Origin of the sequence: Kitasatospora sp. NPDC051853, assembly GCF_044452665.1 — a bacterium.
Lineage (GTDB): Bacteria > Actinomycetota > Actinomycetes > Streptomycetales > Streptomycetaceae > Kitasatospora.
This window is the reverse complement of the sequence record NZ_JBITBY010000021.1, coordinates 1-24,014: the sequence shown is the minus strand read 5'-3', so window position 1 is coordinate 24,014 and position 24,014 is coordinate 1. Positions and strand designations below refer to the sequence as shown.

Genomic DNA, 24,014 nt, shown 5'->3' with positions numbered 1-24,014 from the left:
AGGGCCAGCCCCCAGCCGCCCGCCAGGACGGCGAGCGCGGCCGAGCCGGCGTGCAGGACGCCCCCGCCGATCACCACGGCCCCGAGCAGCACCGCGGGCCACCACCTCACGGCGGTGGCCCGCGGGGACCCTTCGCTTCGCATCACTGGCCTCCTCGGTGGGAGGCCGGTGTCATGCCGCCACCACGTCCACGGCGGCGGCCTTCGGCGAGATGGAGCTCATCCGGTCGACGCCGGGTGACGGCAGCGACACGGGTTCGAGCACCGGCCTCAGCAGTTCACCCTCGGAGAGGGTGGCCATCGCCGCAAGTTCGGCCAGCGAGAGCTCGTCGCTGACCTCGCGCATCACCTCGGACATCCGGACGTCGAGTGCGTCGCAGATGGCGGAGAGCAGCTCGGAGGAAGCCTCCTTCTGCCCCCGCTCGACCTCGGAGAGGTAGCCGAGCGAAACCCTGGCGGCCGCCGACACCTCTCGGAGTGTGCGGCCCTGGCGCTGGCGCTGCCGACGCAGTACATCGCCCAGTAGGCGACGGAGCAGGATCATCGGTGCCTCCCTCCTCGGACTGCGGATCGAGATGTCACGCCCCCACCGTACCGCCTCGTCCGCATCGCGTGCGGGGACCGTGGTCGTGTTCACTCTGGGCTGCAAGGCTGCCCCCTCCCCTGTTGTTCCCCGCCCGACTACCTGACTACTGCCCACTCGGGGTATCTGATGTAACACGATCCTGCTGTCAACGGAGCCTGTTCAGGTGCTTTTCCGGGAAGCCGGTCCGCCGGGGCGCTCAACGCGCTAGGCGGTCCAGCAGGAGGTCGAGGGCGGCGGCGACGGTGTCACGTCGAATTGTTTCACGTGTCCCTGACAACCCAAGCGAAGCCGTCCGTGCTCCGTCGGGTCCGGAAAGCCCGATGTGCACCGTTCCGACCGGATTCCCGTCCTGCTCCTCCGGGCCCGCCACCCCCGTGGTGGAGAGTCCGTACGTCGCCCCCAGCAGCCGCCGCACCCCGTCGGCCATCTGACGGGCCACCACCGGGTGGACGGCGCCGTGCACCTCGAGCAGGCCCTCGTCCACGCCCAGCACCGAGGCCTTCAGCTCGGTCGCGTACGCGGTGACCCCGCCGCGGTAGGTGGCGGAGGCGCCGGGCACGTCCACCAGGGCGGCGGAGAGCAGGCCGCCGGTCAGCGACTCGGCCACCGCCACGGTGGCGCCCCGCTCCCGCAGGGCCCGGTGCACCTCGGCGGCCGGCCGGCGGTCCGTCATGTCGTGGTCCTCCCCTGCCGGCGCAGCACGACCGCCTGCCGGACGTAGTCGAGCCCGGTGCCCAGGGTCAGCAGCACCGCCGCGGTCATCACCACGGCGCGGCCGGTGGCCAGCCAGCCGGTCAGTTCCAGGACGTACATGCCGACCGCGATGCCCTGGGTCAGCGTCTTCAGCTTGCCGCCCCGGCTGGCCGGGATGACGCCGTAGCGGATCACCCAGAAGCGCATCAGGGTGATGCCGAGCTCGCGGGCCAGGATCAGCGCGGTGACCCACCAGGGCAGGTCGCCGAGGACCGAGAGGCCGATCAGGGCGGAGCCCATGATGGCCTTGTCGGCGATCGGGTCGGCGATCTTGCCGAAGTCGGTGACCAGGCCCTTGCGGCGGGCCAGCTCGCCGTCGAACACATCGGTGATCATCGCGATCGCGAAGGCCGCCCAGGCCACCGCCCGCCACTTCGGGTCGTGCCCGCCGTCCGCGAACAGCAGCAGCACGAAGACCGGCACGATCGCCAGCCGGAGCATGGTCAGCACGTTCGCGATGTTCCACAGCGAGGGCACGGGCGGGGCGGAGCCGGCCGGCTTGGCCGGGGCGGCGCCCGCCCCTCTGCTCATGCGTCGGCTCCGGGGAGCACCTCGGCGACCAGGTCCACGCCCTCGGTGCCGACCACGGTGGCGCGGTAGTACTCGCCCACCTTGGCGTCGTCGGCGCCGAGCAGGGTGGTCAGGCCGTCCGTCTCCGGCGCCTGGTGGGCCGATCGGCCCTCCACCACGCCGTCCTCGACCGACTCGACCAGCACCTCGACCTCGGTGCCGATCCGCTGCTCGGCCCGCTGGGCGGTCATCTCCTCGGCCAGCTTGGTGAGCCGGGCCACCCGCTCGGCGACCAGGTCCTCGGGCAGCTTGCCGTCGAAGGTGGCCGCCTCGGTGCCGTCCTCGTCCGAGTAGCCGAAGACGCCGATCGCGTCCAGGCCGGCCTCGGTGACGAAGCGCTCCAGCTCGGCGAAGTCCTCCTCGGTCTCGCCGGGGAAGCCGACGATGAAGTTGGACCGGGCGCCGGCCTCCGGGGCCTTGGACCGGATGGTGGAGAGCAGCTGGAGGAACTGCTCGGTGTTGCCGAAGCGGCGCATCTTGCGCAGCACCGCCGGGGCGGAGTGCTGGAAGGAGAGGTCGAAGTACGGCACCACGCCCGGGGTGGAGGTCATCACGTCGATCAGGCCGGGGCGCATCTCGGCGGGCTGCAGGTAGGAGACCCGGACCCGGCGCAGGCCCTCGACGGCCGCGACCTCGCTGAGCAGGGTCTCCAGCAGGCGGATGTCGCCCAGGTCCTTGCCGTAGGAGGTGTTGTTCTCGCTGACCAGGACCGCCTCGGTGACGCCCTGGCCGGCCAGCCAGACCGCCTCGTTCAGCACGTCCGAGGGACGGCGGGAGATGAAGGAGCCGCGGAAGGCCGGGATGGCGCAGAAGGAACAGCGGCGGTCGCAGCCGGAGGCCAGCTTGACCGAGGCGACCGGGTTGGAGTCCAGGCGCTTGCGCAGGGTGCGCGGACCGGAGGCGGGGGCCACGCCCTCGGGGAGGTCCTCGGGGGCGCCGTGGCCGGGCAGGGCCACCTCGGCGGCGGCCGCCTGGCGCTCGACCGGGGTGAGCGGGAGCAGGGTGCGGCGGTCGCGCGGCTTGTGGGCCTCGACGTGGCCGCCGGCCAGGATGGTCTGGAGGCGGCTGGAGATGTCGGTGTAGTCGTCGAAGCCGAGCACGCCGTCGGCCTCGGGGAGGGCGTCGGCCAGCTCCTTGCCGTAGCGCTCGGCCATGCAGCCGACCGCGACCACGGCCTGGGTCCGGCCGTGACCCTTGAGGTCGTTGGCCTCCAGCAGGGCGTCGACGGAGTCCTTCTTGGCGGCCTCCACGAAGCCGCAGGTGTTGACCACGGCGACATCGGCGTCGGAAGCGTCGTCGACCAGCTGCCAGCCGTCGGCCTCCAGTCGCCCGGCGAGTTCCTCGGAGTCCACCTCGTTGCGGGCGCATCCGAGCGTGACAAGGGCGACAGTACGGCGTTCAGGCATAGGGACAAGGTTAACGCGCGGCCCCCGGTGCCGTTCGCCCCGGAGGCCGCGTCGTGCGAACCGGCGGCCGGATCAGCCCGCCTGGGGGTCACCCGGGGTGTAGGTCAGGTGCTTGACCTGGCCCTCCGCACCGGCGGGGCCGAGGTCCTTGCCGTTGACGTACAGGTGCACGGCCCCGGCGTTGCCGATCACCAGCTTGATCTGCTTGGGGTCGGTGAAGGTCTGCGAGCCGCCCTGCTCCAGGTTGTTCTGGAACAGCGACTTGCCCTTGCCGTCCAGTGCCGACACCCAGCTCGTCCCGGCCTCGGCGACCAGCTTGACCGTCACCCGGTCGGCCGGGGCGGCGGCGATCGCCTCCACGCTGGGGGCCGGCGCCGGGGGCTGCACGCTGGCGGTGGGCGAGGCCGGGGCGGTGGCCGAGAGCGGGGCGCTGGCCTCGCCCACGGTGGCCGGGGTGCGGTCGCCGGAGAACAGGTTGAAGCCGATCAGCCCGACCACCACGAAGATCGCGGCCACCATGGCGGCGGTCCAGTTCGGCCGCCGGTGGTCGGTCATCCTGATCGGGCCGGCGTCCGGCAGCGGGGCCGGGCGCTGCGCCGACGGGGCCCCGCCGTGCGCGGCGTCGTACGCGGCCACCAGGGGCTCGCCGTCCACCCCGACCGCCTTGGCGATCGCCCGGATGTGACCGCGGGCGTAGACGTCGCCGCCGCAGCGCGAGAAGTCCTCGTCCTCGATGGCGTGCAGGATCGGCACCCGGACCCGGGTGTCGGCGCTGACCTGATCGACCGTCAGCCCCGCCTGCCGTCGGGCGTCCGAGAGCACCCGGCCGATCGCCACCGGCGGGGCGGCGGGGACGGCGGGCTCCGGCACGGCTGCGGGGTCGGAGGACCGGTGCGAGGACTTGCCGATGGTCACTGAGCGCGCCTTTCGAGCGTTGGCCACCTGCTGAGAGAACAGTCTAGGGGCGGGCCCGGAGGCTTTCTCAAGCGGAGTGGGCCCGAACGTGCGGTGCCCGGGCACCGGGCTGACGGCGGGTCAGCCCGGCCCGGACGGCTGCACGGTGGGACGTACCCGGACGGCGCACGGTTCCCCTCCTCCGATCGGGTGAGGACTCGGTGAACCCCTCGTGACGTCAGCCCCTCAGGGTGATGAGGACCGCGTCGAGCTCGTCCGGTTTGATCAGGACGTCGCGGGCCTTGGAGCCCTCGCTGGGGCCGACGATCCCGCGGGACTCCATCAGGTCCATCAGGCGGCCCGCCTTGGCGAAGCCGACCCGGAGCTTGCGCTGGAGCATCGAGGTGGAGCCGAACTGGGTGGAGACCACCAGCTCGGCCGCCTGGATCAGCAGGTCCAGGTCGTCGCCGATCTCCTCGTCGATCTCCTTCTTGGGGCCGCCGCCGACCACCACGTCCTCGCGGTAACGGGCCGTCAACTGGTCCTTGCAGTGCTGCACCACCTTGGCGATCTCCGCCTCGGTGACGAAGGCGCCCTGCATCCGGACCGGCTTGGAGGCGCCCATCGGCAGGAAGAGCGCGTCGCCCTTGCCGATCAGCTTCTCCGCGCCGGGCTGGTCCAGGATGACCCGGGAGTCGGCCATCGCCGAGGTGGCGAAGGCCAGCCGGGACGGCACGTTGGCCTTGATCAGACCGGTCACCACGTCCACCGAGGGCCGCTGGGTGGCCAGCACCAGGTGGATGCCGGCCGCGCGGGCCAGCTGGGTGATCCGGACCACCGAGTCCTCGACGTCGCGCGGGGCGACCATCATCAGGTCGGCCAGCTCGTCGACGATCACCAGCAGGTACGGATAGGGCGTCAGCTCCCGCTCGCTGCCCAGCGGGGGCTTGAGGGCCCCGCTGCGCACCGCCGCGTTGAAGTCGTCCACGTGCCGGAAGCCGAAGGCCGCCAGGTCGTCGTAGCGCATGTCCATCTCGCGCACGACCCACTGCAGCGCCTCGGCCGCCTTCTTCGGGTTGGTGATGATCGGGGTGATCAGGTGCGGGATGCCCTCGTACGCGGTCAGCTCGACCCGCTTGGGGTCGACCAGCACCATCCGCACCTCGTCCGGGGTGGCCCGGACCAGCACCGAGGTGATCAGGCAGTTGATGCAGGAGGACTTGCCCGCGCCGGTGGCGCCGGCCACCAGGACGTGCGGCATCTTCGCGAGGTTGGCCATCACGGTGTGGCCCTCGACGTCCTTGCCCATGCCGACCACCATCGGGTGGGTGTCCTCGGCGGCCGTGCGCGAGCGCAGCAGGTCCCCGAGGGTCACCATCTCCCGGTCCCGGTTGGGGATCTCCACGCCGACCGCGGACTTGCCGGGGATCGGCGAGATGATCCGCACGTCCGGGGTGGCCACCGCGTAGGCGATGTTCTTCGCCAGCGCGGTGATCCGCTCGACCTTCACCGCCGGGCCGAGCTCCACCTCGTACCGGGTGACCGTCGGGCCGCGGGTGAAGCCGGTCACCCGGGCGTCCACCTTGAACTCGGCGAACACGCCGCTGAGCTGGGCCACCACCTCGTCGTTGAGCGCGCTGCGGGCCTTGGCCGGGCCGCCGCGCTCCAGCAGTTCCAGGGAGGGCAGGGCGTAGCTGATGTCCCCGGAGAGCTGGAGCTGCTCCATCCGGGCCGGGGAGGGTGAATGACCGTCAGGGGCGTCCGCGGCGCGGGCCGCGGGGACGGCGGGCTCCTCGGGCGGCGCGGTGTGGTCCTTGACCTGGTGCAGCATGCTGGCCACCGCCGGGGAGGCGGGCACGCCGTAGGTCAGGGCGCCGTCCAGGTCGGCGGCCACCCCGGCGGCGATGTCCCGGGTCTGGAACGGGTCCTGGAGCTGCTCCTGGCCGTGCTCCGGCTCGTCCAGCCGCTTGCGGCGGCGGCGCCGGCGGGCGCCCGCCCCGTCCTCGGCGTCCTCCACCGTGAACGGCATCGCGTCCGGGTCGGCGTCCTCCGGCGGGGCAGTCGAGTACTCCCGGTCCAGGGCCTCCTCGTCCTCCGGCAGCTCGGCCGGCTCCACCACGCCGAGCTTCTCGCCCAGCAGGCGCAGCCGCTCCGGGATCCGGTTGACCGGCGTCGCGGTCACCACCAGCAGCCCGAAGAAGCTCAGCAGGAGCAGCAGCGGCACCGCCAGCAGCGGCCCGGCCGCCGCCATCAGCGGCGTCGAGGAGGCCCAGCCGAGGATGCCCCCGGCCGTCCTGATCTTCGACGCCCCGCTGCCCATCGCGGGCGCCCCGCAGCCGATGTGCACCAGCCCCAGGACGCCGAGCGACAGGGCGCTCAGGCCCACCGCGATCCGGCCGTTGGCCTCCTCCTCCGGCCGGCCGGGGTGGCGCATCAGCCGGACCGAGACGGCCAGCAGCAGGAACGGGACGAGGACGTCGAGGCGGCCGAACAGCCCGGAGACCACGGCGGTGGCCGCCTCCCCCAGCCACCCCTGCGGGCTGAACCACGTCCCGGCGGCGGTCACCAGCGCGAGGGCGAGCAGCAGCAGCGCCACGCCGTCCTTGCGGTGCGCCGGGTCCAGGTTCTTCGCGCCGTCGCCGACGCCGCGGAAGACGGCGCCGACGGCGTGCGCGAGGCCCAGCCAGACGGCGCGGACGGCGCGGAAGAGTATCGGGCGGCGTGCGGGGGCCTGCGGGGGCGCGGGGCGGGCGGCGGCCGCCTTCTTGGCGGGTGCCTTCTTCGCCGGGGCCGCGGCCTTCTTCGCGGGAGCCGCGGCCTTCTTCGCCGGGGCCTTCTTGGCCGGCCCGGACTTCGGGTTGCGCGCTGCCGCGCCGGGCGTACGTGTGGCCATGGGACAGCAGCCTACCGGCGCACGGAGGCACCGGACACGTGCTCGAGCCACCGTGTCGCACCGTCAGAAATGGTTACACCGGGGGCGCGAGGAACTGCGCGGGGCGGGAGGCGACGAACGGCAACTGAACCGCCGTCAGCCAGTTGCCGGTGCTGCCGTTCCCCCGCGCGCAGTTCCCCGCGCCCCCGGGATTACGAAGATCCGGGGCGCAGGGCGTCGAGGGCCTTGCGCAGGCCGGCGAGCTTGCGTTCGAGGTGGGCGGCGGTGGCGGCGGCCGTGGTGTCGGAGGAGTCGCCGAGCTGCTTGCCGAGGGCCTCGGCCTGCTCCTCGACGGCGGCCAGGCGGGCGGAGAGCTCGCCGAGGACGGTGGCCTCGCCCTGCTCGACCTGCAGGCGCAGCAGTGCGGCCTGCTCCTTGAGCTGGCAGTTCTTCACGTACAGGTCGACGAAGACCGAGACCTTGGCCCGCAGCACCCACGGGTCGAAGGGCTTGGAGATGTAGTCGACGGCCCCGGCCGCGTAGCCGCGGAAGGTGTGGTGCGGCCCGTGGTTGATCGCGGTGAGGAAGATGATCGGGATGTCCCGGGTGCGCTCCCGCCGCTTGATGTGGGAGGCGGTCTCGAAGCCGTCCATGCCGGGCATCTGGACGTCCAGCAGGATGACCGCGAAGTCGTCGGTGAGCAGCGCCTTGAGCGCCTCCTCGCCCGACGAGGCGCGGACCAGGGTCTGGTCGAGCGCGGAGAGGATGGCCTCCAGGGCCAGCAGGTTCTCCGGCCGGTCGTCGACCAGGAGGATCTTCGCCTTCTGCACCACGACCCGCCCTCCTGCCGCTTGTCTGCCGATCGCGGCCGTCTTGGTACCGCCCATCACCGCACCGGTCATGCTAGCCGCACCCCCTCGCCCGCCAGGCCGCTCCGGGCGATCCGGCACCGTGGCAGTGCCGAATCCCACAGCGGCGCGGGGCGGATTCCGAGCACCACGTCACCATTCGGTCACTGTTCGCAACGATGCGCGACCTTACCCCGTTCCCGGCCGGACCCGCCAGTGCGCCGGGAGAGCGCGCCCCCGGCGGTTACTTGCCCGTGGCGGAAGGAAGCCAGTGGCGCATCACCGCCAACAGGTGGTCGGTCTCCACCGGCTTGGTGACGTGGTCGGTGGCGCCGGCCGCGAGGCTCTTCTCCTTGTCGCCCTTCATGGCCTTGGCGGTGAGCGCGATGATCGGCAGCCCGGCGAACTGGGGCATCCGCCGGATCGCCTCGGTGGTCGCGTAGCCGTCCATCTCCGGCATCATGATGTCCATCAGCACCAGGGCCACGTCCTCGTGCTGCTCCAGCACCTCGATGCCCTCGCGGCCGTTCTCGGCGTACAGCACGGTCAGGCCGTACTGCTCCAGCACGCTGGTGAGCGCGAAGACGTTGCGGATGTCGTCGTCGACGATCAGCACCTGCTCCCCGGCGAAGCGTCCGTCGAACTGCGCGGGCACGGTGACGGCGGGCTCCTGACGGACCGTCGGGGTCTCCTCGGCGGCGGCCCGGCGGCGTTCGGCGGCACCGCGGCGGCGCACCTCGGCCAGTTCGCGGACCTCCTGGGCCCAGTGCTCGGCCGGGTTCTCGTTGACCGGGACGGGCGTGCCGACCGGGGTGACGGCGATGGTGGCGCGGATCGGGCCGGGCAGCGCCGGGCGCTCCTGGCCGGGGAGTTCGGGGGCCTCGCTGCGCAGCGGCAGGTAGAGGGTGAAGGTGGAGCCGGTGCCGAGCTCGCTCTCGGCGTGGATCTCGCCGCCGAGCAGGCGGGCGATCTCGCGGCTGATGGAGAGTCCGAGGCCGGTGCCGCCGTACTTGCGGCTGGTGCCGCCGTCGGCCTGCTTGAAGGCCTCGAAGATCTCCCGGAGCTTGTTGCGCGGGATGCCGATGCCGGTGTCGGAGACCGAGAAGGCGATCAGCGGCTCGTCCGGGTCGCCGATCACGCCGTTCTCCAGCAGCTGCTCGCGGACGTGCTGCGGCACGTCGCGCTCCTCGGCCTTGCGGATGCGCAGCTCGACGGCGCCGCTGTCGGTGAACTTGACCGCGTTGGAGAGCAGGTTGCGCAGCACCTGCTGGAGGCGCTGTTCGTCGGTGTGCAGGGTGACCGGGAGGTCGGGCGAGACCACCACGGCGAAGTCCAGGTTCTTGTCCAGGGTGAGCGGACGGAACGCGGCCTCGACGTAGTCGACCAGCTGGACCAGGGCGATCTTGGCCGGGCGGACGTCCATCTTGCCGGCCTCGACCTTGGAGAGGTCGAGGATGTCGTTGATCAGCTGGAGCAGGTCGGAGCCCGCGCCGTGGATCGTTTCGGCGAACTCGACCTGCTTGGGCGAGAGGTTGCCCTCGTTGTTGTCGGAGAGCAGCTTGGCCAGGATCAGCAGCGAGTTGAGCGGGGTGCGCAGCTCGTGCGACATGTTGGCGAGGAACTCGCTCTTGTAGCGCGAGGCCAGCGCGAGCTGCTCGGCGCGCTCCTCCAGGATCTGCCGGGCCTCCTCGATCTCGCTGTTCTTGATCTCGATGTCGCGGTTCTGCTGGGCGAGCTGCTCGGCCTTCTCCTGGAGCTCCTCGTTGGTGCGCTCCAGCTCCTCCTGGCGGGCCTCCAACTCGGCGGATCGCATGGAGAGTTCGGCGGTCAGGCGCTGGGACTCCAGCAGCAGGCCCTCGGTCTTGGTGTTGACGCTGATGGTGTTGACGGTCACCCCGATGAGATCGGCGATCTGCTCCAGGAAGTCGAGGGCCACCGTGGTGAAGGAGGAGAAGGTGGCCAGCTCGATCACGCCGAGCAGCCGGCCCTCGAACATCACCGGGAGCACCACCACGTGGGCCGGGCTGGCCTCGCCGAGGCCGGAGGCGATCTTGAGGTAGCCGGGCGGGGTCTCCTTGAGGATGATCGAGCGCTTCTCCACCGCGGCCTGGCCGATCAGGCCCTCGCCGGGGCGGAAGGTGGTCGGCATCGAGCGGCGCTGGTAGCCGTAGGAGCCGATCAGGCGCAGCACGGTGTCGTTCTCGTCGTCGTCCTCGGCGATCAGCTCGGCGTTGCGCCCGGCCGGCTGGGCCAGGAAGAAGGCGCCGTGCTGGGCCGAGACGGTCATCGTCAGCTCGGTCATGATGAGCGAGGCGACGGCTTCGAGGTCGCGGCGGCCCTGCAGCAGACCGGAGATCCGGGCCAGGTTGGTCTTCAGCCAGTCCTGCTCCTGGTTGGTCCGGGTGGTCTCGCGCAGGTTGCCGATCATCTGGTTGATGTTGTCCTTGAGCTCGTCGAGCTCACCGGAGGCGTCCACGTCGATCCGCAGGGAGAGGTCGCCGCGGGTCACCGCGGTGGCGACCTGGGCGATGGCGCGCACCTGCCGGGTCAGGTTGTTGGCGAGTTCGTTCACCGACTCGGTCAGGTCCTGCCAGGTGCCGTCCACGCCCGGCACCCGGGCCTGACCGCCGAGGCGGCCGTCGGTGCCCACCTCGCGGGCCACCCGGGTGACCTCGTCCGCGAAGCCGGAGAGCTGGTCGACCATGGTGTTGATGCTGGTCTTGAGCTCCAGGATCTCGCCGCGGGCGTCCACGTCGATCTTCTGCGAGAGGTCACCGCGGGCGGTGGCGGTGATGACCAGGGCGATGTTGCGGACCTGACCGGTCAGGTTGTTGGCCATCAGGTTGACGTTGTCGGTCAGGTCCTTCCAGATCCCGGCGACGCCGGGGACGCCGGCCTGGCCGCCCAGGATGCCGTCGGTGCCCACCTCGCGGGCCACCCGGGTCACCTCGACGGCGAAGGCGGAGAGCTGGTCGACCATCGTGTTCAGGGTGCCGGCCAGTGCCGCGACCTCGCCCTGGGCCTCGATGGTGATCTTCTTGGAGAGGTCGCCGCGGGCCACCGCGGTGGCGACCTCGGCGATGTTGCGCACCTGCGAGGTCAGGTTGGACGCCATGAAGTTCACGTTGTCGGTCAAGTCCCGCCAGATGCCGGAGACGCCGGAGACCCGGGCCTGGCCACCGAGGATGCCCTCGGTGCCGACCTCGCGGGCGACCCGGGTCACCTCGTCCGCGAAGGCGGACAGCTGGTCGACCATGGTGTTGACGGTGAGCACCAGCTCGCGGATCTCGCCGCGGGCGTCGACGGTGATCTTCTTGGAGACGTCGCCGCGCGCCACCGCCGTGGTCACCTCGGCGATGTTGCGGACCTGGCTGGTCAGGTTGTTGGCCATCAGGTTGACGCTGTTGGTGAGGTCCTTCCAGGTGCCGGAGACCCCGGGCACGCTGGCCTGGCCGCCGAGGATGCCCTCGGTGCCGACGTCCCGGGCGACCCGGGTGACCTCGTCGGCGAAGGCGCCGAGCTGGTCGACCATCGTGTTGATGGTGTTCTTCAGCTCCAGGATCTCGCCGCGCGCGTCCACCTGGATCTTCTGCGAGAGGTCGCCCTTGGCGACCGCGGTGGTCACCTGGGCGATGTTGCGCACCTGGGAGGTGAGGTTGTTGGCCATCGAGTTGACGTTCTCGGTCAGGTCCTTCCAGACCCCGGCGACGCCGGGGACCTGGGCCTGACCGCCGAGGATGCCCTCGGTGCCCACCGCGCGCGCCACCCTGGTCACCTGCTCGGCGAAGCCGGAGAGTTGGTCGACCATCGTGTTGATGGTGTTCTTCAGCTCCAGGATCTCGCCGCGCGCGTCGACCTCGATCTTGCGGGACAGGTCGCCCTTGGCGACTGCGGTGGTCACCTCGGCGATGTTGCGCACCTGGTCGGTCAGGTTGTTGGCCATGAAGTTCACCGAGTCGGTGAGGTCGCGCCAGACGCCGGCCACGCCCGGCACCTGGGCCTGCCCGCCGAGCCGGCCCTCGGTGCCCACGTCGCGGGCCACCCTGGTGACCTGCGCGGCGAAGGAGTTGAGCTGGTCCACCATGGTGTTCACGGTGTTCTTCAGCTCCAGCATCTCGCCGGCCACGTCGACGGTGACCTTGTGCGAGAGGTCGCCCTTGGCGACCGCGGTGGTCACCTCGGCGATGTTGCGGACCTGGGCGGTCAGCCGCCCGGCCATGGTGTTGACCGAGTCCGCCAGGTCCTTCCAACTCCCGGACATGCCACGGACCCTGGCCTGGCCACCGAGCTTGCCCTCGGTGCCCACCTCGACCGCGACCCTGGTCACCTCGGCGGTGAACTCGCCGAGCTGGTCGACCAGTCCGTTCACCGTCCGGCCGACCTTGAGGAACTCGCCGCGCAGCGGGTGGCTGGCCCCGCTGGTGTGGATCGAGCGCAGCTCCATCCGCTGGTCCAGGTCGCCCTCCGAGATGGAGGTGAGCACCCGGCCGACCTCGGCCATCGGCCGGGCCAGGTCGTCGATCAGCGCGTTGCAGTTGTCGACCGCCGCCATCCAGGCGCCCTCGCCGACCCCGCTCTCCAGCCGCTCGGAGAGCCGGCCCTCCCGGCCCACCGCCCGGCGGACCCGGGCCAGTTCGCCGGTCAGGTGCTGGTTCCGCTCGGCCACCTCGTTGAAGACCGCCGCGATCTCGGCCAACGGACCGTCACCCGGCACGGTCAGCCGGCGGCGGAAGTTGCCGTCGCGCATCGCGGTGAGCGCGGCCAGCAGCTTGCGCAGGTCGGCCGGCTCGGCCCCCCGGTTGTGGTTCGGTCGCCGCCCGGGAGCAGGGCGGGATGCCGGACGGCCACCGCTGCGGCCGACCGCCGGGGTGGTGCCGGGTACGTCCTTGGTGGCCGAACTCAAGTCGAGGTCCTCCCACATCGTGACCGTCTCCGCGCCACCCCCCTCCGGGGCGGCCACCGGCCCGCCGCACTCGGGGCGGACGCCGGCGCACCTCGACCGTAACCCGCGGGTCGGGTGCTGCGGACCCCCCAGTCTGGCAGTACCGCCGCCGAGTGTCCGTCCCGTTGCACAGGGTCTGCACCGAGGTGGTGCAAACCGGTCGCCTAAATCACCCTCAGGTGCTTCTTTCCGCGCCCGGGCCCCACGCACGCCCCACCGGTAAGTAGGGTGGGACGCTGCACCGGCCCCGGCTCCGCCCGAAGACGGGGCAGCAGGGCAGTCGGAGCTGATGGGAGATGTGGCACGTGGTCACCGCGCGCGCAGCCGCCACCTTCGAGCCGGAGGGCCGCTCGGCCGGTGCCGCGCGCGGTTTCGTCCGGGACGCCCTGCTCGGCTGGGGACTGCCCGAGGTGGTGGACGACGCCGTGGTGCTGGTCTCCGAACTGGTCACCAACGCGGTGGTGCACGCCGGGACGGCCGCCGAGGTGGCCGTGCTGCGCGAGGAGGAGAGCGTCCGGATCGAGGTGACGGACCGTCACCCGGAACGCGGGCTGCCCGCCTTCGCCAACGTCCCCGCGCACGGCTCCGACCACTTCGGCGACCCGGACGGCGAGGGCGGCCGCGGCCTGCTGATGTGCTCCGCCATCTCCACCTGCTGGGGCGTCGAGTACTCGGCCGGACGCAAGACCGTCTGGTTCCGCCTCGCCCTGCCCGAGCACCACGTCGGCACCCGGTACGCGCTGCCCAGCCTGCCCGGCGGCGAACTCCCCGACACCGACGGCCCGGTGCTGGTCGGCGTGGTGCGGATCGACGAACAGGGCACCGTCCGCTCCTGCAACCCGGACGCCGAGGTGCTGCTGCGCCTGCCCGCCGACCAGCTGCTCGGCCGTGCCTGGGCCGAGCTGGTCGACTGGCCCGCGCCCGGCCTCGGCCTGGCCGAGACGCTCCGGCTGGCCCGCTGGGAGGGCGGCTTCACGCTGTTCGGCGACGGCGGCGAGGTCTACGCCGTCCAGGTCCGGGTCCGCGATACCCACGGCGAGCCCTCCACCCTGTGCCTGCTGGTTCGCGAGGCCGACCGCGCGGTGCTGCGCTCCCCCGTCACCGCCGCCGACGCCCCCGCCGGGGTCGAGCCGCTGGACCTGCTGGTCGGCCACCTCGGCCCGGACGACCTGGGCGGGCTGCTCCAGCGGATCGTCGAGCGGGCCCGGGACCTGCTGGACGCCGACGCCGCGTACCTGCTGCTGACCACCGACGACGAGACCGAGTTCGAGCTGCGCGCCGCCACCGGCCTGCCCGGCGGCCTGCGCCGGCACGCCCCGATCCCGGTGGAGTCCGGGGCCGGCCGGTACGACTCGGCCCGGCTGCCCGCCGTCCACGAGGACCTCGCCGTCCGCCCCAACGCCGTTCCGCTGCTGGCCGGTTCGGGCCTGCGCTCGCTGATCACCGTCCCGCTCAAGGTGGACGGCCGGCTCACCGGCTCGCTCGGCGTGGCCGCCACCACCGCCGGCCGGTACGACAACGAGGACGCGCTGCGCCTGCAGTTCGCCGCCGACCGGGTCGCGCTGGCCCTGGAGAGCGCCCGGCTGACCGAGCTGGAGCGGCTGCGCCGCGGCTCGCTCTCCTTCCTGGTGGAGGCCTCCGACCTGCTCGCCGGGACGCTCGAACTCGGCCAGACCCTGGCCCTGATGGCGCAGATGGCGGTGCCCACGCTGGCCTCCTGGTGCGCCGTCTACACCAGCGCCGACGCCGGGGCCGACCTGGCCTTCGTGCTGCACCAGGACGAGGACCGGATCGACCGGCTGCGCGACCTGCTCGACAAGACCCCGCCGCCGGACGCCGCCCGGGACTCCGGGGTGACCTTCTGGTCCGCCCCCGCCGAGGCCGCCCGGCAGGCCGGGCTGACGGACAGTCCGGAGCTGGCCGGGCTGCTCGGCGAGACCGTGGTGCTCCCGCTGGTGGCCCGCAACCGGGTGATCGGCCTGCTGGTGCTCGGGGTCTCCACCGGCCAGCGGTTCCGCCAGGAGATGCTGGAGCTGGCCGAGGACCTGTCCCGCCGGGCCGCCCTGGCCCTGGACAACTCCCGGCTCTACTCCGAGCGCACCGCCACCAGCCAGGCCTTCCAGCGCGCGCTGCTGCCGCCGGACCTGCCGGCCATCCCCGGCCTGGAGGTGGAGGTCTTCTACCAGGCCGCCGGCGAGGGCAACGAGGTCGGCGGCGACTTCTACGACATCTTCCAGATCCGCGAGGGCACCTACGGCTTCGCGATCGGCGACGTCTGCGGCACCGGCCCCGAGGCCGCCGCCGTCACCGGCCTGGCCCGGCACGCCCTGCGCCTGCTGGCCCGCGAGGGGCTGGACGGCCCGCAGCTGCTCTCCCGCCTGAACAGCGCGATCCTCGACGAGGGCAGCCGCTCGCGCTTCCTCACCCTGCTCTACGGCGAGCTGACCCCGCGTCAGGACGGCTGTACCGAGCTCTCCCTGGTCTGCGCCGGACACCCGCTGCCGCTGCGGCTGCGCACCGACGGCCAGGTGACCCCGGCCGCCACCCCGCAGCCGCTGCTCGGCGTGCTGGAGGAGCTGGAGCTGACCGCCGAGCAGGTGGTGCTGGAGCCCGGCGAGGTGCTGCTCTGCGTCACCGACGGCGTGACCGAACGCCGCGAGGGCCAGCGGATGCTGGGCGACGACGGCCTGGCCGCCGTACTCACCGGCTGCACCGGGCTGACCGCCGGGGCGGTGGCCGCCCGGGTGCAGCGGGCGGTGGAGCGCTTCGCCCCCGAGCCGCCCTCGGACGACATGGCCATCCTCACCCTGCGCGTCCCGGAACAGCGCACCGGCTGATCACGGACGGACCGGAAACGGTCAAGGGTCGCCGCCCTCCATCTGACGACCCGACAAATTGTGGGATTCACAAGGGTACAAGCCGGTACCGGGTGGGTACACAGATCTCACCGGGGAAGACCCCGGTAGGGGACTCGCCGGCAGCTCCGACCTGCCGGTTCATCACTTCGCCGCCGCCGCCCGCACCGTGGGACAGCCCTGTCCCGTGCGCTCCCCGGCCCCGGCACGCGCACCCACTCCACGCACAGCTCCCTGCCGCCCTGAAGCGGCACGCCATGAGTGAAAGGAGCCTCCGGTGAGCAACGAAGCCTCCGGGGCGAACACCCGTTCCGCCGATGCCGGTAACCTCGGCTACCTGGCTCTCGGTCTGACCCTCCTCGCCTACGGCCTGCTCGGCACCGGCATCCTCTCCGGCGCCGGCGTCAAGGACGCCGCCGGACTGGCCCACCTGGTCGGCGGCCTCACCCTGTTCGTCGCCGGCCTCTGGCAGCTGCGCGGCGGCGACGGCTTCACCGGCACCGCCTTCACCTCCCTCGGCGCCTTCTGGGCCGTCTGGTCAGCGGGCGGCGGCGCGAGCAAGAACGCCACCGGCCTCTTCCTGCTGCTCTGGGCCCTGCTCGTGCTCAGCCTGGCGCTGGCCGCCTGGGGTTCGGGCCTGCTCGGCCGGGTCCTCTGGGGCCTGTTCTTCCTCTCCCTGGTACTCAGCGCGCTCGGCGTGCTGAACGGCAGCAGCGGCCTCGGCAAGGCGGGCGCCTGGCTGGCGGCCGTCGCGGGCCTCGCGGCCTGGTACTCCGCCACCGCCGCCCTCGCCGAGAGCGGCTGGGGCCGGGCCCTCCTCCCCACCAAGTGACCCACCCCACTGGGTAGTCCGGGTCCTCCGGGTGCCCCACCACCCGGAGGACCCATCCCTCCCCCCATCGAAGCCGGGCCACCCCACCACGGGGTGGTCCGGCTCCGTTTGCGCCCCGCTCCGCCCTGGTGCTACCGGGACGGCAGGACCACCACGCCCAGCGGCAGCTTCCCGGCCGCCACCCGGTGGGTCCGACCGCTCGTCAGGTCCACCACCGTGACGCCGTCCCAGCCGCCGGGGCGGGAGAACCCGCCGGTCACGTAGGCGGTCCGGCCGTCGCGGGAGACCGCGACCTCCTCGTGCGGGCCGTCCAACGGGATCACCCGCTCGCCGCCGTCGGGCGCCCGGACGGTGAGCGAGGGGCCGTGGTCGCTGCCGCCGATCGGGCCGGTGCCGACCACCAGCAGGGTGCCGTCCGGGGCCAGCGCGGTGCCGTGCTGATGCGTGTCGGCAGTCATCGGACGGACCGTCACCCGCCCGTCCGCCGGGTCGAGCACCGCCAGCCGCTCCCCCTCGAAGGGCAGCAACAGCCGTCCGTCGGAGGCGACTTCGGCGTAGTGCGGCTTCAGCCAGGAGCCCAGCCCTCCCTCGGTCCCGTACGGGGCGACCTCCATCCGGCGCGGCCGCAGGGTGCCCGCGTCCACCGCCGTGACGTCGAAGGAGTCGTGCCCGACCGCGTACACCTCGTGCCCGTCCCGGGCCACCACCACGTCGAACGGCCTCCGCCCGACTTGCACCACGTCGGTGACCTGCCGGGTCGCCGTGTCGATGACCTCCAACACCCCTTGCTTCCCCGGCACGTTGACCCCTACGTAGACCCGGGTGCCGTCCGGCGAGAGCGCGATGCCCATACCGCCGCCCCGGTACTCGCCCGTGGTCACCGGCCCGCTCGCGGTCCGGTACGGCACCGTCGCCGTCACCCGCCGGGACGCCGTGTCCACCACGCCCACGCCCTCGGCCGCCGCCACCCAGGCCCGTCCGTCCGGTCCGAGCGCCACGCCCCACGGCGCCGTCCCGACCCGGACCGACCCGACCGCCCCGGCCGCCGGGTCCACGAAGGTCACCGTGTCACCCCCGAAGTCGGCCACCACCAAGGTCTCCTGAGCCCCCGCCGCCTGCGGAGCGGCCGGAGGCACCGGCGCGGACGGCGCCGTGACCGAAGGCACCGGTGCGGGCGGTTCCGGCGCGGGCGGCGCCACCTGCCCGCACCCGGCCAGCACCGCTGCCACCAGCCCGAGCCCTGCCCAGCGCACCCTGCCCCGGCCCATGCCGTCCTCCGTTCCTCGCCCTCCTGCTCCTCCATCCTCCGGCTGCCGCAGCGACCCCCGGGTCCACCGATCGGCTGACACAGGCCCTTGGCACGGCCCCCGTCCGCCATTACAGTGGTGCTTCATTATGAATGACGTACATAACTCTCCGCGACTTTCCCGCGACGGCAACGGCCTGCTCCACGACCCCGGCGTCCGCGCCGCCATGGCCACCCTCACCCTCGACGGCGACACCGGCGCCCTGGAGACGGCCGCCGCCGTCCGGTCCGCCGCCCAGGCGATGGACCGCCTCCGCTCGCACGGCGCCGACGGGCGCGGCCTCAGCGCCGGTGCCCTCGACGTCCTGCTCCGCCTCGGCACCGCCGGCCCCGACGGTCTGGCCATCGGCGAGTTGGCCCGTTCCTGCGGCGTCAGCTCCCGCAACGTCACCGGCCTGGTGGACACCCTGGAGCGCGAAGACCTCACCCGCCGTGCCCAGGATCCTCAGGACCGGCGCTCCGTCCGGGCCGTGATCACCCCCGTCGGCCAGGAGTGGCTGGAAGCCTTCCGCGCACCCACCCAGCGGGCCATGGCCGCCGTCTTCCAGGGCTTCACCCCCGAGGAGCTGGCCACCCTGCGCCACCTCAGCCTGCGCCTGGTCGAGAACCAGGAACGGATCGAGCAGTACCTGCGCCCCACCCGCCCCTGACGGCCCGTCACCCCGCGAGCCGCTCCCGGACGTGCTCCGGGAGCAGCACCGCCTCCCGCCGCACCACCGTCACCAGCTCCGCCGTGAGCGGGTCCGGCTCGCTCCGGGCGTACACGGCGAGCGGCCGCCGCACCGGCGGCAGCGGGCGGTGGAGCCGGCCCGGCAGCCCGGGCGGGAGGGCGTGGGCGGCGGCCAGGGTAGGTCCGATCCCGGCCGAGGCGAGCAGCGGGCCGGCCGCGGTCTGCTCGGTGCGGACGGCGGCCACCGGGCGGAAGCCCGCCTCCGCGCAGGCCTGGTCCAGCAGCTCGGCCAGCCCGTTCCCGGCCGCGTAGTGCACCCAGCTCCGCCCGGCCAGCGAGCGCAGCTCCAGCTCCCCGCCCGGCCCCGCGTCCGACGGGTCGTCAGCGGGCAGCACCAGCAGGAACTCCTCCTGCCCCAGCTCCCAGAGCGGCCCGGCCCACCCCGGCGGCACCGGCCCCAGCGCCAGGTCCGCCACGCCCCCGGCCACCGCCTCCGCCAGTTCCTCGGCGTGCCGGTACTCCCGCAGCCGCACCGCCACCCCGGGCCGCTCCCGGTGCCAGACCCGCAGCACCGCGGGCAGCACCCCCAGGCTGTACCCGTACAGCGTGGCGAGCTCCACCTCGCCCGCTCCGGACCGCGCGCAGTCCCGGGCCGCCGCCACCGCCTGCCCCGCCTCGGCCAGCGCGGCCCGGGCGTGCGGCAGCACCGCCCGCCCCATCGGGGTGGCCCGCACCCGCCGGGGCAGCCGCTCCAGCAGCGGGCCGCCGAGCAGCCCCTCCATCACCCGCACCTGGTGTGACAGTGCGGGCTGGCTGACGTGCAGCAGCTCGGCGGCCCGGGTGAACGAGCCCTGCTCGACGATGGTGACCAGGTACTCCAACTGCCGCAGCGTCAGCATGAGCTGAGCTTATGTCAGGCAGAAGGAACCGGTCTTGGACTCATGTCCCGCCCACCGGCGAGGATCGTTCACGTACCCGCCGACACCGCCCGCCAGGAGATCGAGCCATGACCACCGACCGCAAGACCGCCCTCGTCGTCGGCGCCAACGGCGTGATCGGCCGCAACCTCACCGAACACCTGCTCGCCCTCGGCGACTGGGACGTCATCGGCCTCTCCCGCCGCGGCGGCGAGCCCGAGGGCCGCCTGCGGCACATCAGCGTCGACCTGCTCGACGCCACCGACAGCAAGGAGAAGCTCGGCGGCCTGCACGAGGTCACCCACGTCTTCTACGCCGCCTACCAGGACCGCCCGAACTGGGCCGAGCTGGTCGCCCCCAACCTCACCATGCTCACCAACGTCCTCGACACCGTCGTCCCCGCCGCCACCGGCCTGCGGCACGTCAGCCTGATGCAGGGCTACAAGGTCTACGGCGCGCACCTCGGCCCGTTCCGCACCCCCGCCAAGGAGAGCGACCCGCACTTCATGCCGCCCGAGTTCATGCACGCCCAGCAGACCCTGCTGGAGCGGCGCCAGGCCGGGCAGCCCTGGAGCTGGACGGCGATCCGCCCCTCCGTGGTCACCGGCTTCGCCCTCGGCAACCCGATGAACCTCGCCATGGTGATCGCCGTCTACGCCGCGATCTCCAAGGAGCTCGGCCTGCCGCTCCGCTTCCCCGGCAAGCCCGGCGCCTACGACTCCCTCCTGGAGGTCACCGACGCGGGCCTGCTCGCCAAGGCCACCGTCTGGGCCGCCACCGAACCGCGCTGCGCCAACCAGGCCTTCAACGTCAACAACGGCGACCTGTTCCGCTGGAGCGGCCTCTGGCCCGCCATCGCCCGCTTCTTCGAGCTCGACACCGCCCCCGGCGTCCCGCTGAAGCTCGCCGAGGTGATGGCCGACAAGGAGCCGATCTGGGACGCCATGGTGGAGAAGTACGGACTCGCCCACTCCTACGCGGAGGTCTCCTCCTGGGCCTTCGGCGACTTCGTCCTCTCCTGGGACTACGACCTGTTCGCCGACGGTTCCAAGGCCCGCCGGCTCGGCTTCCACGAGTACGTGGACACCGAGGCGATGTTCCTGGAGATCTTCGCCGACTTCCGCCGCCGCCGCGTGATCCCCTAGCAGCGGCTTCCGGAGCCGGACATTCCGGCCCGGGCACAATCGGGAGATGCGCTTCGTACCGCTGCTGCCCGCCGACCGTCCGGACGCCCCCCGCCCGCCCGGACGGTGGCTCCTGGAGGCCCTGGTCGGCGGCTGCGTCCTGCTGGTCACCTACGCCGCCCTGCACAGCGTCGGCCTCAGCGGGCTCTTCGACCGCAGCACCCTGGTCGCCCTCGGCGCCCTCGCCCTGCTGCTCTCCCTCGCCCGGCACCGCCACCCCGACGCCGCCCTGCTCGGACTGGCCGCCCTGGTCGGCATCCTGCCCAGCGCCGCGATGCTCACCGCGATCGTCGCCTACACCACCTCCCGCCGCGCCGCCCGCGCCCTGCGCCGCGACCTGCTGCTGGTCGCCGCCGCCCTGCTCCCCCTGTTCACCAGCGAGGTCCGGCTGGACTACTGGCAGGGCGGCCGCTGGCAGTACGCCATCGCCCAGGGCGGCGTGCTGGCCGTGGTCGCGGTGCTCATCCCCGGCCTGGTCGGCACCGCCGCCGGCCAGCAGGACCAACTGGTCGGCGCCCTGCGCGAACGCACCGCCGCCGCCGAACGGGCCAAGCGCTCCGCCGAGAACGAGTCCCGGCTGCACGAACGCTCCCGGATCGCCGCCGAGATGCACGACCTGGTCGGCCACCGGCTCAGCCTGATCTCCCTGCACGCCGGCGGACTGGAACTGGCCCTCGACCGGCAGGCCCCCGAACTCCGCGACGAGGCCGAGCAGCTCCGCCGGGCCAGCCGGGACGCCATGGACGAACTGCGGCAGGTGCTCGGCGTGCTCGGCCCGGTCGGCCGCGACACCGGCACCGACGCGCTGACCGACGCCACCGGCACCCGGGCCGACATCCTGGCCCTGGTCGAGGAGTCCCGCGCGGCCGGGGTCCCGGTCGCCTTCCACTGGGCGGGCGAGGACCTCACCGAGGTCCGCCCCCAGGTCCGACGGGCCGTCAACCGGGTGGTCCGGGAGTCGCTCACCAACATCCACCGCTACGCCCTCGGCTCCGCCGTCGAGGTGACCGTCGAACAGCTCCCCGGCAGCGTCGAGGTGGTGGTGCACAACGGCCGCCCGCCCGTCCCGCCCGCCGTCACCACCGGCCTGGGCAGCGGCCGCGGCCTGGACCAGCTGCGCGAACGGGTCGCCGTACTGGACGGCCGCCTCACCGTCGGCCCCGTCCCGGACGGCTACGAGGTCCGCGCCGTGCTGCCCACCGAACCGCCCTCCACCGGCCGCCGGACCGACACCGCGCCCACCGCCCCCGGCGCCGACGTCCCCGTCCTGGCCGGCGGCCCCGCCGCCCGGCTCCGCCGCCAGCTGGCCAGCGCCGTCTCCGCCGCCCTCGGCCTGGCCGGGCTCGGCGTGATCCTGCTGCTCGGCCTCGGCCTGGTCCAGCAGACCCGCCCCTACGACGGCCCGCCGCCGACCAGCGCCGTCCACCCCGGCATGACGGAGGGCCAGGTGGTCTCGGTGGTCGGCCCCGACAGCCCTTCCGTCCGCTCCGCCGCCGCCGGACGCGAGCCCGCCCGCCCGGAGGGCACCACCTCGTGCCTCTTTCCGTACACCAGTCGGCTGACGAGCAGCGACCGGCTCTACGTGACCCGTTACTGTTTCGAAGACGGCACTCTCACCGAAATCACCACATTCACGACACCCCTGGCGCCCTGACCCACCACCAGAGCCGGAGCCGCACATGACCGACCATCAGGTGACCGACCAGCCGGGCGAGCACACCACCCCGATCCGGGTCCTGCTCGCCGACGACGAACCCGGCATCCGGGCCGGCCTGCGTCTGGTCCTGAGGCACGCCGAGGACATCGAGATCACGGCCGAGGCCTCCGACGGCGCCGAAGCCGTCGCCCACGCCACCCGCACCCCGGTGGACGTCGTCCTGCTCGACATCCGGATGCCCGTCCTCGACGGCCTCGCCGCGATCGACCAGCTGGTCCGGCTCGACCCCAAGCCCGCCGTCGTCATGCTCACCACCTTCGGCGAGGAGGAGAACGTCACCCGCGCCCTGCGCTCCGGCGCCACCGGCTTCCTCCTCAAGGACGACGGCCCGCAGGAGCTCATCAGCGCCGTCCGCGCCGCGGCCGCCGGTGACGCCGTGCTCTCCCCCGGCGTCACCGGCCTGGTCGTCCGCCGGATGCTCGACGGCGGCCCCATCGAACCGACCGATCCCACCACCGAGGCCGAACGGCGGATCGCCTCGCTCGACCCCACCGAGCGCGAGGTGCTCACCCTGCTCGGCGACGGCATGCCCAACCTGGAGATCGCGCTGCGCCTCGGCATCGGCCCCGACCGGGTCCGCACCCTGGTCGACGAAGTACTGGACCGCACCGGCTCGGACACCCGGGTCCAGGCCGCCCTGCTCGCCGCCCAGGCCGGCCTGAGCTCCTGAGTTCCTGCCCCCACCCACTGCTTACTGCTTACTGCTCAGCCGGCGGCCGTCTCCTTCTCGTTCTCCCGCTCCCGGTGCACGGCCGCCGGCCCCTCGTTCGCCGCCCGCCACCCCGCGGCCGCGTTCAGCACCAGGTACACGATCATCAGCAGCCCGACGGCCACCAGCCCGTCCGCCCAGAAGTGATTGGCCGTCACCACGACCACGTACACCGTGACCACCGGGTGCAGCACCGCCAGCCACCGCCAGGGCGAGCGCGCGATCACCACCACCGCCACCGCCACGATCACGCACCACGCCACGTGCACCGAGGGCATCGCCGACAGCTGGGCCTCCACCACCCCGCCGACCGCGCCCCCGTACACCGACTGCCCGTACTCCGCCGCCACGTCCACGAACCCGTTCCCCGGCAGCATCCGCGGCGGCGCCACCGGCAGGAACTGGATCAGCAGACAGGCCGCCGTGGTCAGCACCACCGTGTTCCGCACCCAGGCGTACCGCGCCCGGTGCCGGACGAACACCCAGAGCAGCAGCGCGATCATCGCCCCGAAGTGCATCGTCGCGTAGTAGTAGTTCGACGCCGAGATCAACCACGGATGCTCCCGGGCCGCCCGCTGCCAGGCCGCCTCGTCCGGCAGCCCCCAGTCCAGCTCGGTCCGGTGGATCCACTCCGCCCGGTCCAGGGCGTGATCCGTACTCAGCAACGACAGGTGCCCGACCAACTGCCAGAGCGTGAACAGCGCCAACAGCGTCCCCGCCTCCCGGCAGGCCACCCCCAGCCCCGGCTTCCCCCACCACCGCTTGGCCGCGTACGCCGCACCGAACAGCGCGACGCCGGCACTGCCGGAGGTCTGCCAGGTAAGGGTCAGGTTCTGCATTGGCGAAGGTTAACGCAGAAAAGCCCCCTGACGAATCGTCAGGGGGCTTCTCTTGAATGATTGTTCGGCGGCGTCCTACTCTCCCACAGGGTCCCCCCTGCAGTACCATCGGCGC

General features: G+C 72.9%; 17 protein-coding genes. 6 read left to right on the top strand and 11 right to left on the bottom strand.

The genetic code is table 11. The features are described 5' to 3' along the window. Window positions 1–171 precede the first annotated feature (171 nt). The 8 genes from ACIA8O_RS38365 to ACIA8O_RS38330 form a co-directional block, all read right to left on the bottom strand. Complete coding sequence (locus ACIA8O_RS38365; RefSeq protein WP_345288800.1) at window positions 172–543, bottom strand: helix-turn-helix domain-containing protein; 372 nt, start codon at window positions 541–543, stop codon at window positions 172–174. Window positions 544–781: 238 nt separating this feature from the next. Then, window positions 782–1,258 carry a CinA family protein gene (locus ACIA8O_RS38360; RefSeq protein ID WP_396298705.1) on the bottom strand — a complete coding sequence of 159 codons (477 nt, stop codon included), beginning with the start codon at window positions 1,256–1,258 and terminating at the stop codon, window positions 782–784. Continuing rightward, window positions 1,255–1,869 carry a CDP-diacylglycerol--glycerol-3-phosphate 3-phosphatidyltransferase gene (gene pgsA / locus ACIA8O_RS38355; RefSeq protein ID WP_396298704.1) on the bottom strand — a complete coding sequence of 205 codons (615 nt, stop codon included), beginning with the start codon at window positions 1,867–1,869 and terminating at the stop codon, window positions 1,255–1,257. Before pgsA ends, ACIA8O_RS38360 begins: the two co-directional genes overlap by 4 nt. Further along, entirely contained in the window at window positions 1,866–3,314 is a 1,449-nt protein-coding gene (gene rimO, locus ACIA8O_RS38350) for a 30S ribosomal protein S12 methylthiotransferase RimO (protein WP_396298703.1), read from the bottom strand. The genes pgsA and rimO overlap by 4 nt, the downstream gene beginning before the upstream one ends. A gap of 72 nt (window positions 3,315–3,386) precedes the next feature. After that, window positions 3,387–4,223: a RodZ domain-containing protein gene (locus ACIA8O_RS38345; RefSeq protein WP_396298754.1), complete on the bottom strand. Its 837-nt coding sequence runs from the start codon at window positions 4,221–4,223 to the stop codon at window positions 3,387–3,389. Window positions 4,224–4,446: 223 nt separating this feature from the next. Further along, window positions 4,447–7,101, bottom strand: coding sequence for a DNA translocase FtsK (locus tag ACIA8O_RS38340; protein ID WP_396298702.1), 2,655 nt, complete (start codon window positions 7,099–7,101; stop codon window positions 4,447–4,449). 191 nt (window positions 7,102–7,292) lie between these two features. Then, window positions 7,293–7,913, bottom strand: a complete 621-nt coding sequence (locus ACIA8O_RS38335) for a two-component system response regulator (RefSeq protein ID WP_396298753.1) — start codon at window positions 7,911–7,913, stop codon at window positions 7,293–7,295. 259 nt (window positions 7,914–8,172) lie between these two features. Further along, window positions 8,173–12,675, bottom strand: a complete 4,503-nt coding sequence (locus tag ACIA8O_RS38330; RefSeq protein ID WP_396298752.1) for a HAMP domain-containing protein — start codon at window positions 12,673–12,675, stop codon at window positions 8,173–8,175. A 500-nt stretch (window positions 12,676–13,175) separates the two neighbouring features. Between ACIA8O_RS38330 and ACIA8O_RS38325 the strand changes: the two genes are divergently transcribed. Continuing rightward, window positions 13,176–15,707, top strand: coding sequence for a SpoIIE family protein phosphatase (locus tag ACIA8O_RS38325; RefSeq protein WP_396298701.1), 2,532 nt, complete (start codon window positions 13,176–13,178; stop codon window positions 15,705–15,707). Between the two features lie 295 nt (window positions 15,708–16,002). After that, window positions 16,003–16,557 (top strand): GPR1/FUN34/YaaH family transporter, encoded by a 555-nt coding sequence (locus tag ACIA8O_RS38320; RefSeq protein WP_396298700.1) that lies wholly within the window; start codon window positions 16,003–16,005, stop codon window positions 16,555–16,557. A gap of 131 nt (window positions 16,558–16,688) precedes the next feature. Here the strand turns inward: ACIA8O_RS38320 and ACIA8O_RS38315 are convergent, their stop codons facing one another. After that, window positions 16,689–17,825: a YncE family protein gene (locus ACIA8O_RS38315; protein WP_396298699.1), complete on the bottom strand. Its 1,137-nt coding sequence runs from the start codon at window positions 17,823–17,825 to the stop codon at window positions 16,689–16,691. Window positions 17,826–17,952: 127 nt separating this feature from the next. Between ACIA8O_RS38315 and ACIA8O_RS38310 the strand changes: the two genes are divergently transcribed. Further along, window positions 17,953–18,513 carry a MarR family winged helix-turn-helix transcriptional regulator gene (locus ACIA8O_RS38310; protein WP_396298698.1) on the top strand — a complete coding sequence of 187 codons (561 nt, stop codon included), beginning with the start codon at window positions 17,953–17,955 and terminating at the stop codon, window positions 18,511–18,513. A gap of 7 nt (window positions 18,514–18,520) precedes the next feature. Here the strand turns inward: ACIA8O_RS38310 and ACIA8O_RS38305 are convergent, their stop codons facing one another. Continuing rightward, entirely contained in the window at window positions 18,521–19,432 is a 912-nt protein-coding gene (locus ACIA8O_RS38305) for a LysR substrate-binding domain-containing protein (protein ID WP_396298697.1), read from the bottom strand. Window positions 19,433–19,539: 107 nt separating this feature from the next. Between ACIA8O_RS38305 and ACIA8O_RS38300 the strand changes: the two genes are divergently transcribed. Genes ACIA8O_RS38300 through ACIA8O_RS38290 form a run of 3 tightly spaced genes read left to right on the top strand, consistent with a single transcriptional unit; the run spans window position 19,540 to window position 23,021 of the window. Continuing rightward, a complete protein-coding gene (locus ACIA8O_RS38300) occupies window positions 19,540–20,595 on the top strand; it encodes an SDR family oxidoreductase (RefSeq protein WP_396298696.1) in 1,056 nt (351 codons plus the stop codon). A gap of 46 nt (window positions 20,596–20,641) precedes the next feature. Next, window positions 20,642–22,288 (top strand): sensor histidine kinase, encoded by a 1,647-nt coding sequence (locus ACIA8O_RS38295; protein ID WP_396298695.1) that lies wholly within the window; start codon window positions 20,642–20,644, stop codon window positions 22,286–22,288. A gap of 25 nt (window positions 22,289–22,313) precedes the next feature. Next, window positions 22,314–23,021, top strand: coding sequence for a response regulator (locus ACIA8O_RS38290; RefSeq protein WP_396298694.1), 708 nt, complete (start codon window positions 22,314–22,316; stop codon window positions 23,019–23,021). Window positions 23,022–23,056: 35 nt separating this feature from the next. On the opposite strand, the gene ACIA8O_RS38285 is transcribed toward ACIA8O_RS38290, so the two are convergent. Then, window positions 23,057–23,899: a phosphatase PAP2 family protein gene (locus ACIA8O_RS38285; protein WP_396298693.1), complete on the bottom strand. Its 843-nt coding sequence runs from the start codon at window positions 23,897–23,899 to the stop codon at window positions 23,057–23,059. Between the last annotated feature and the right edge of the window lie 115 nt (window positions 23,900–24,014).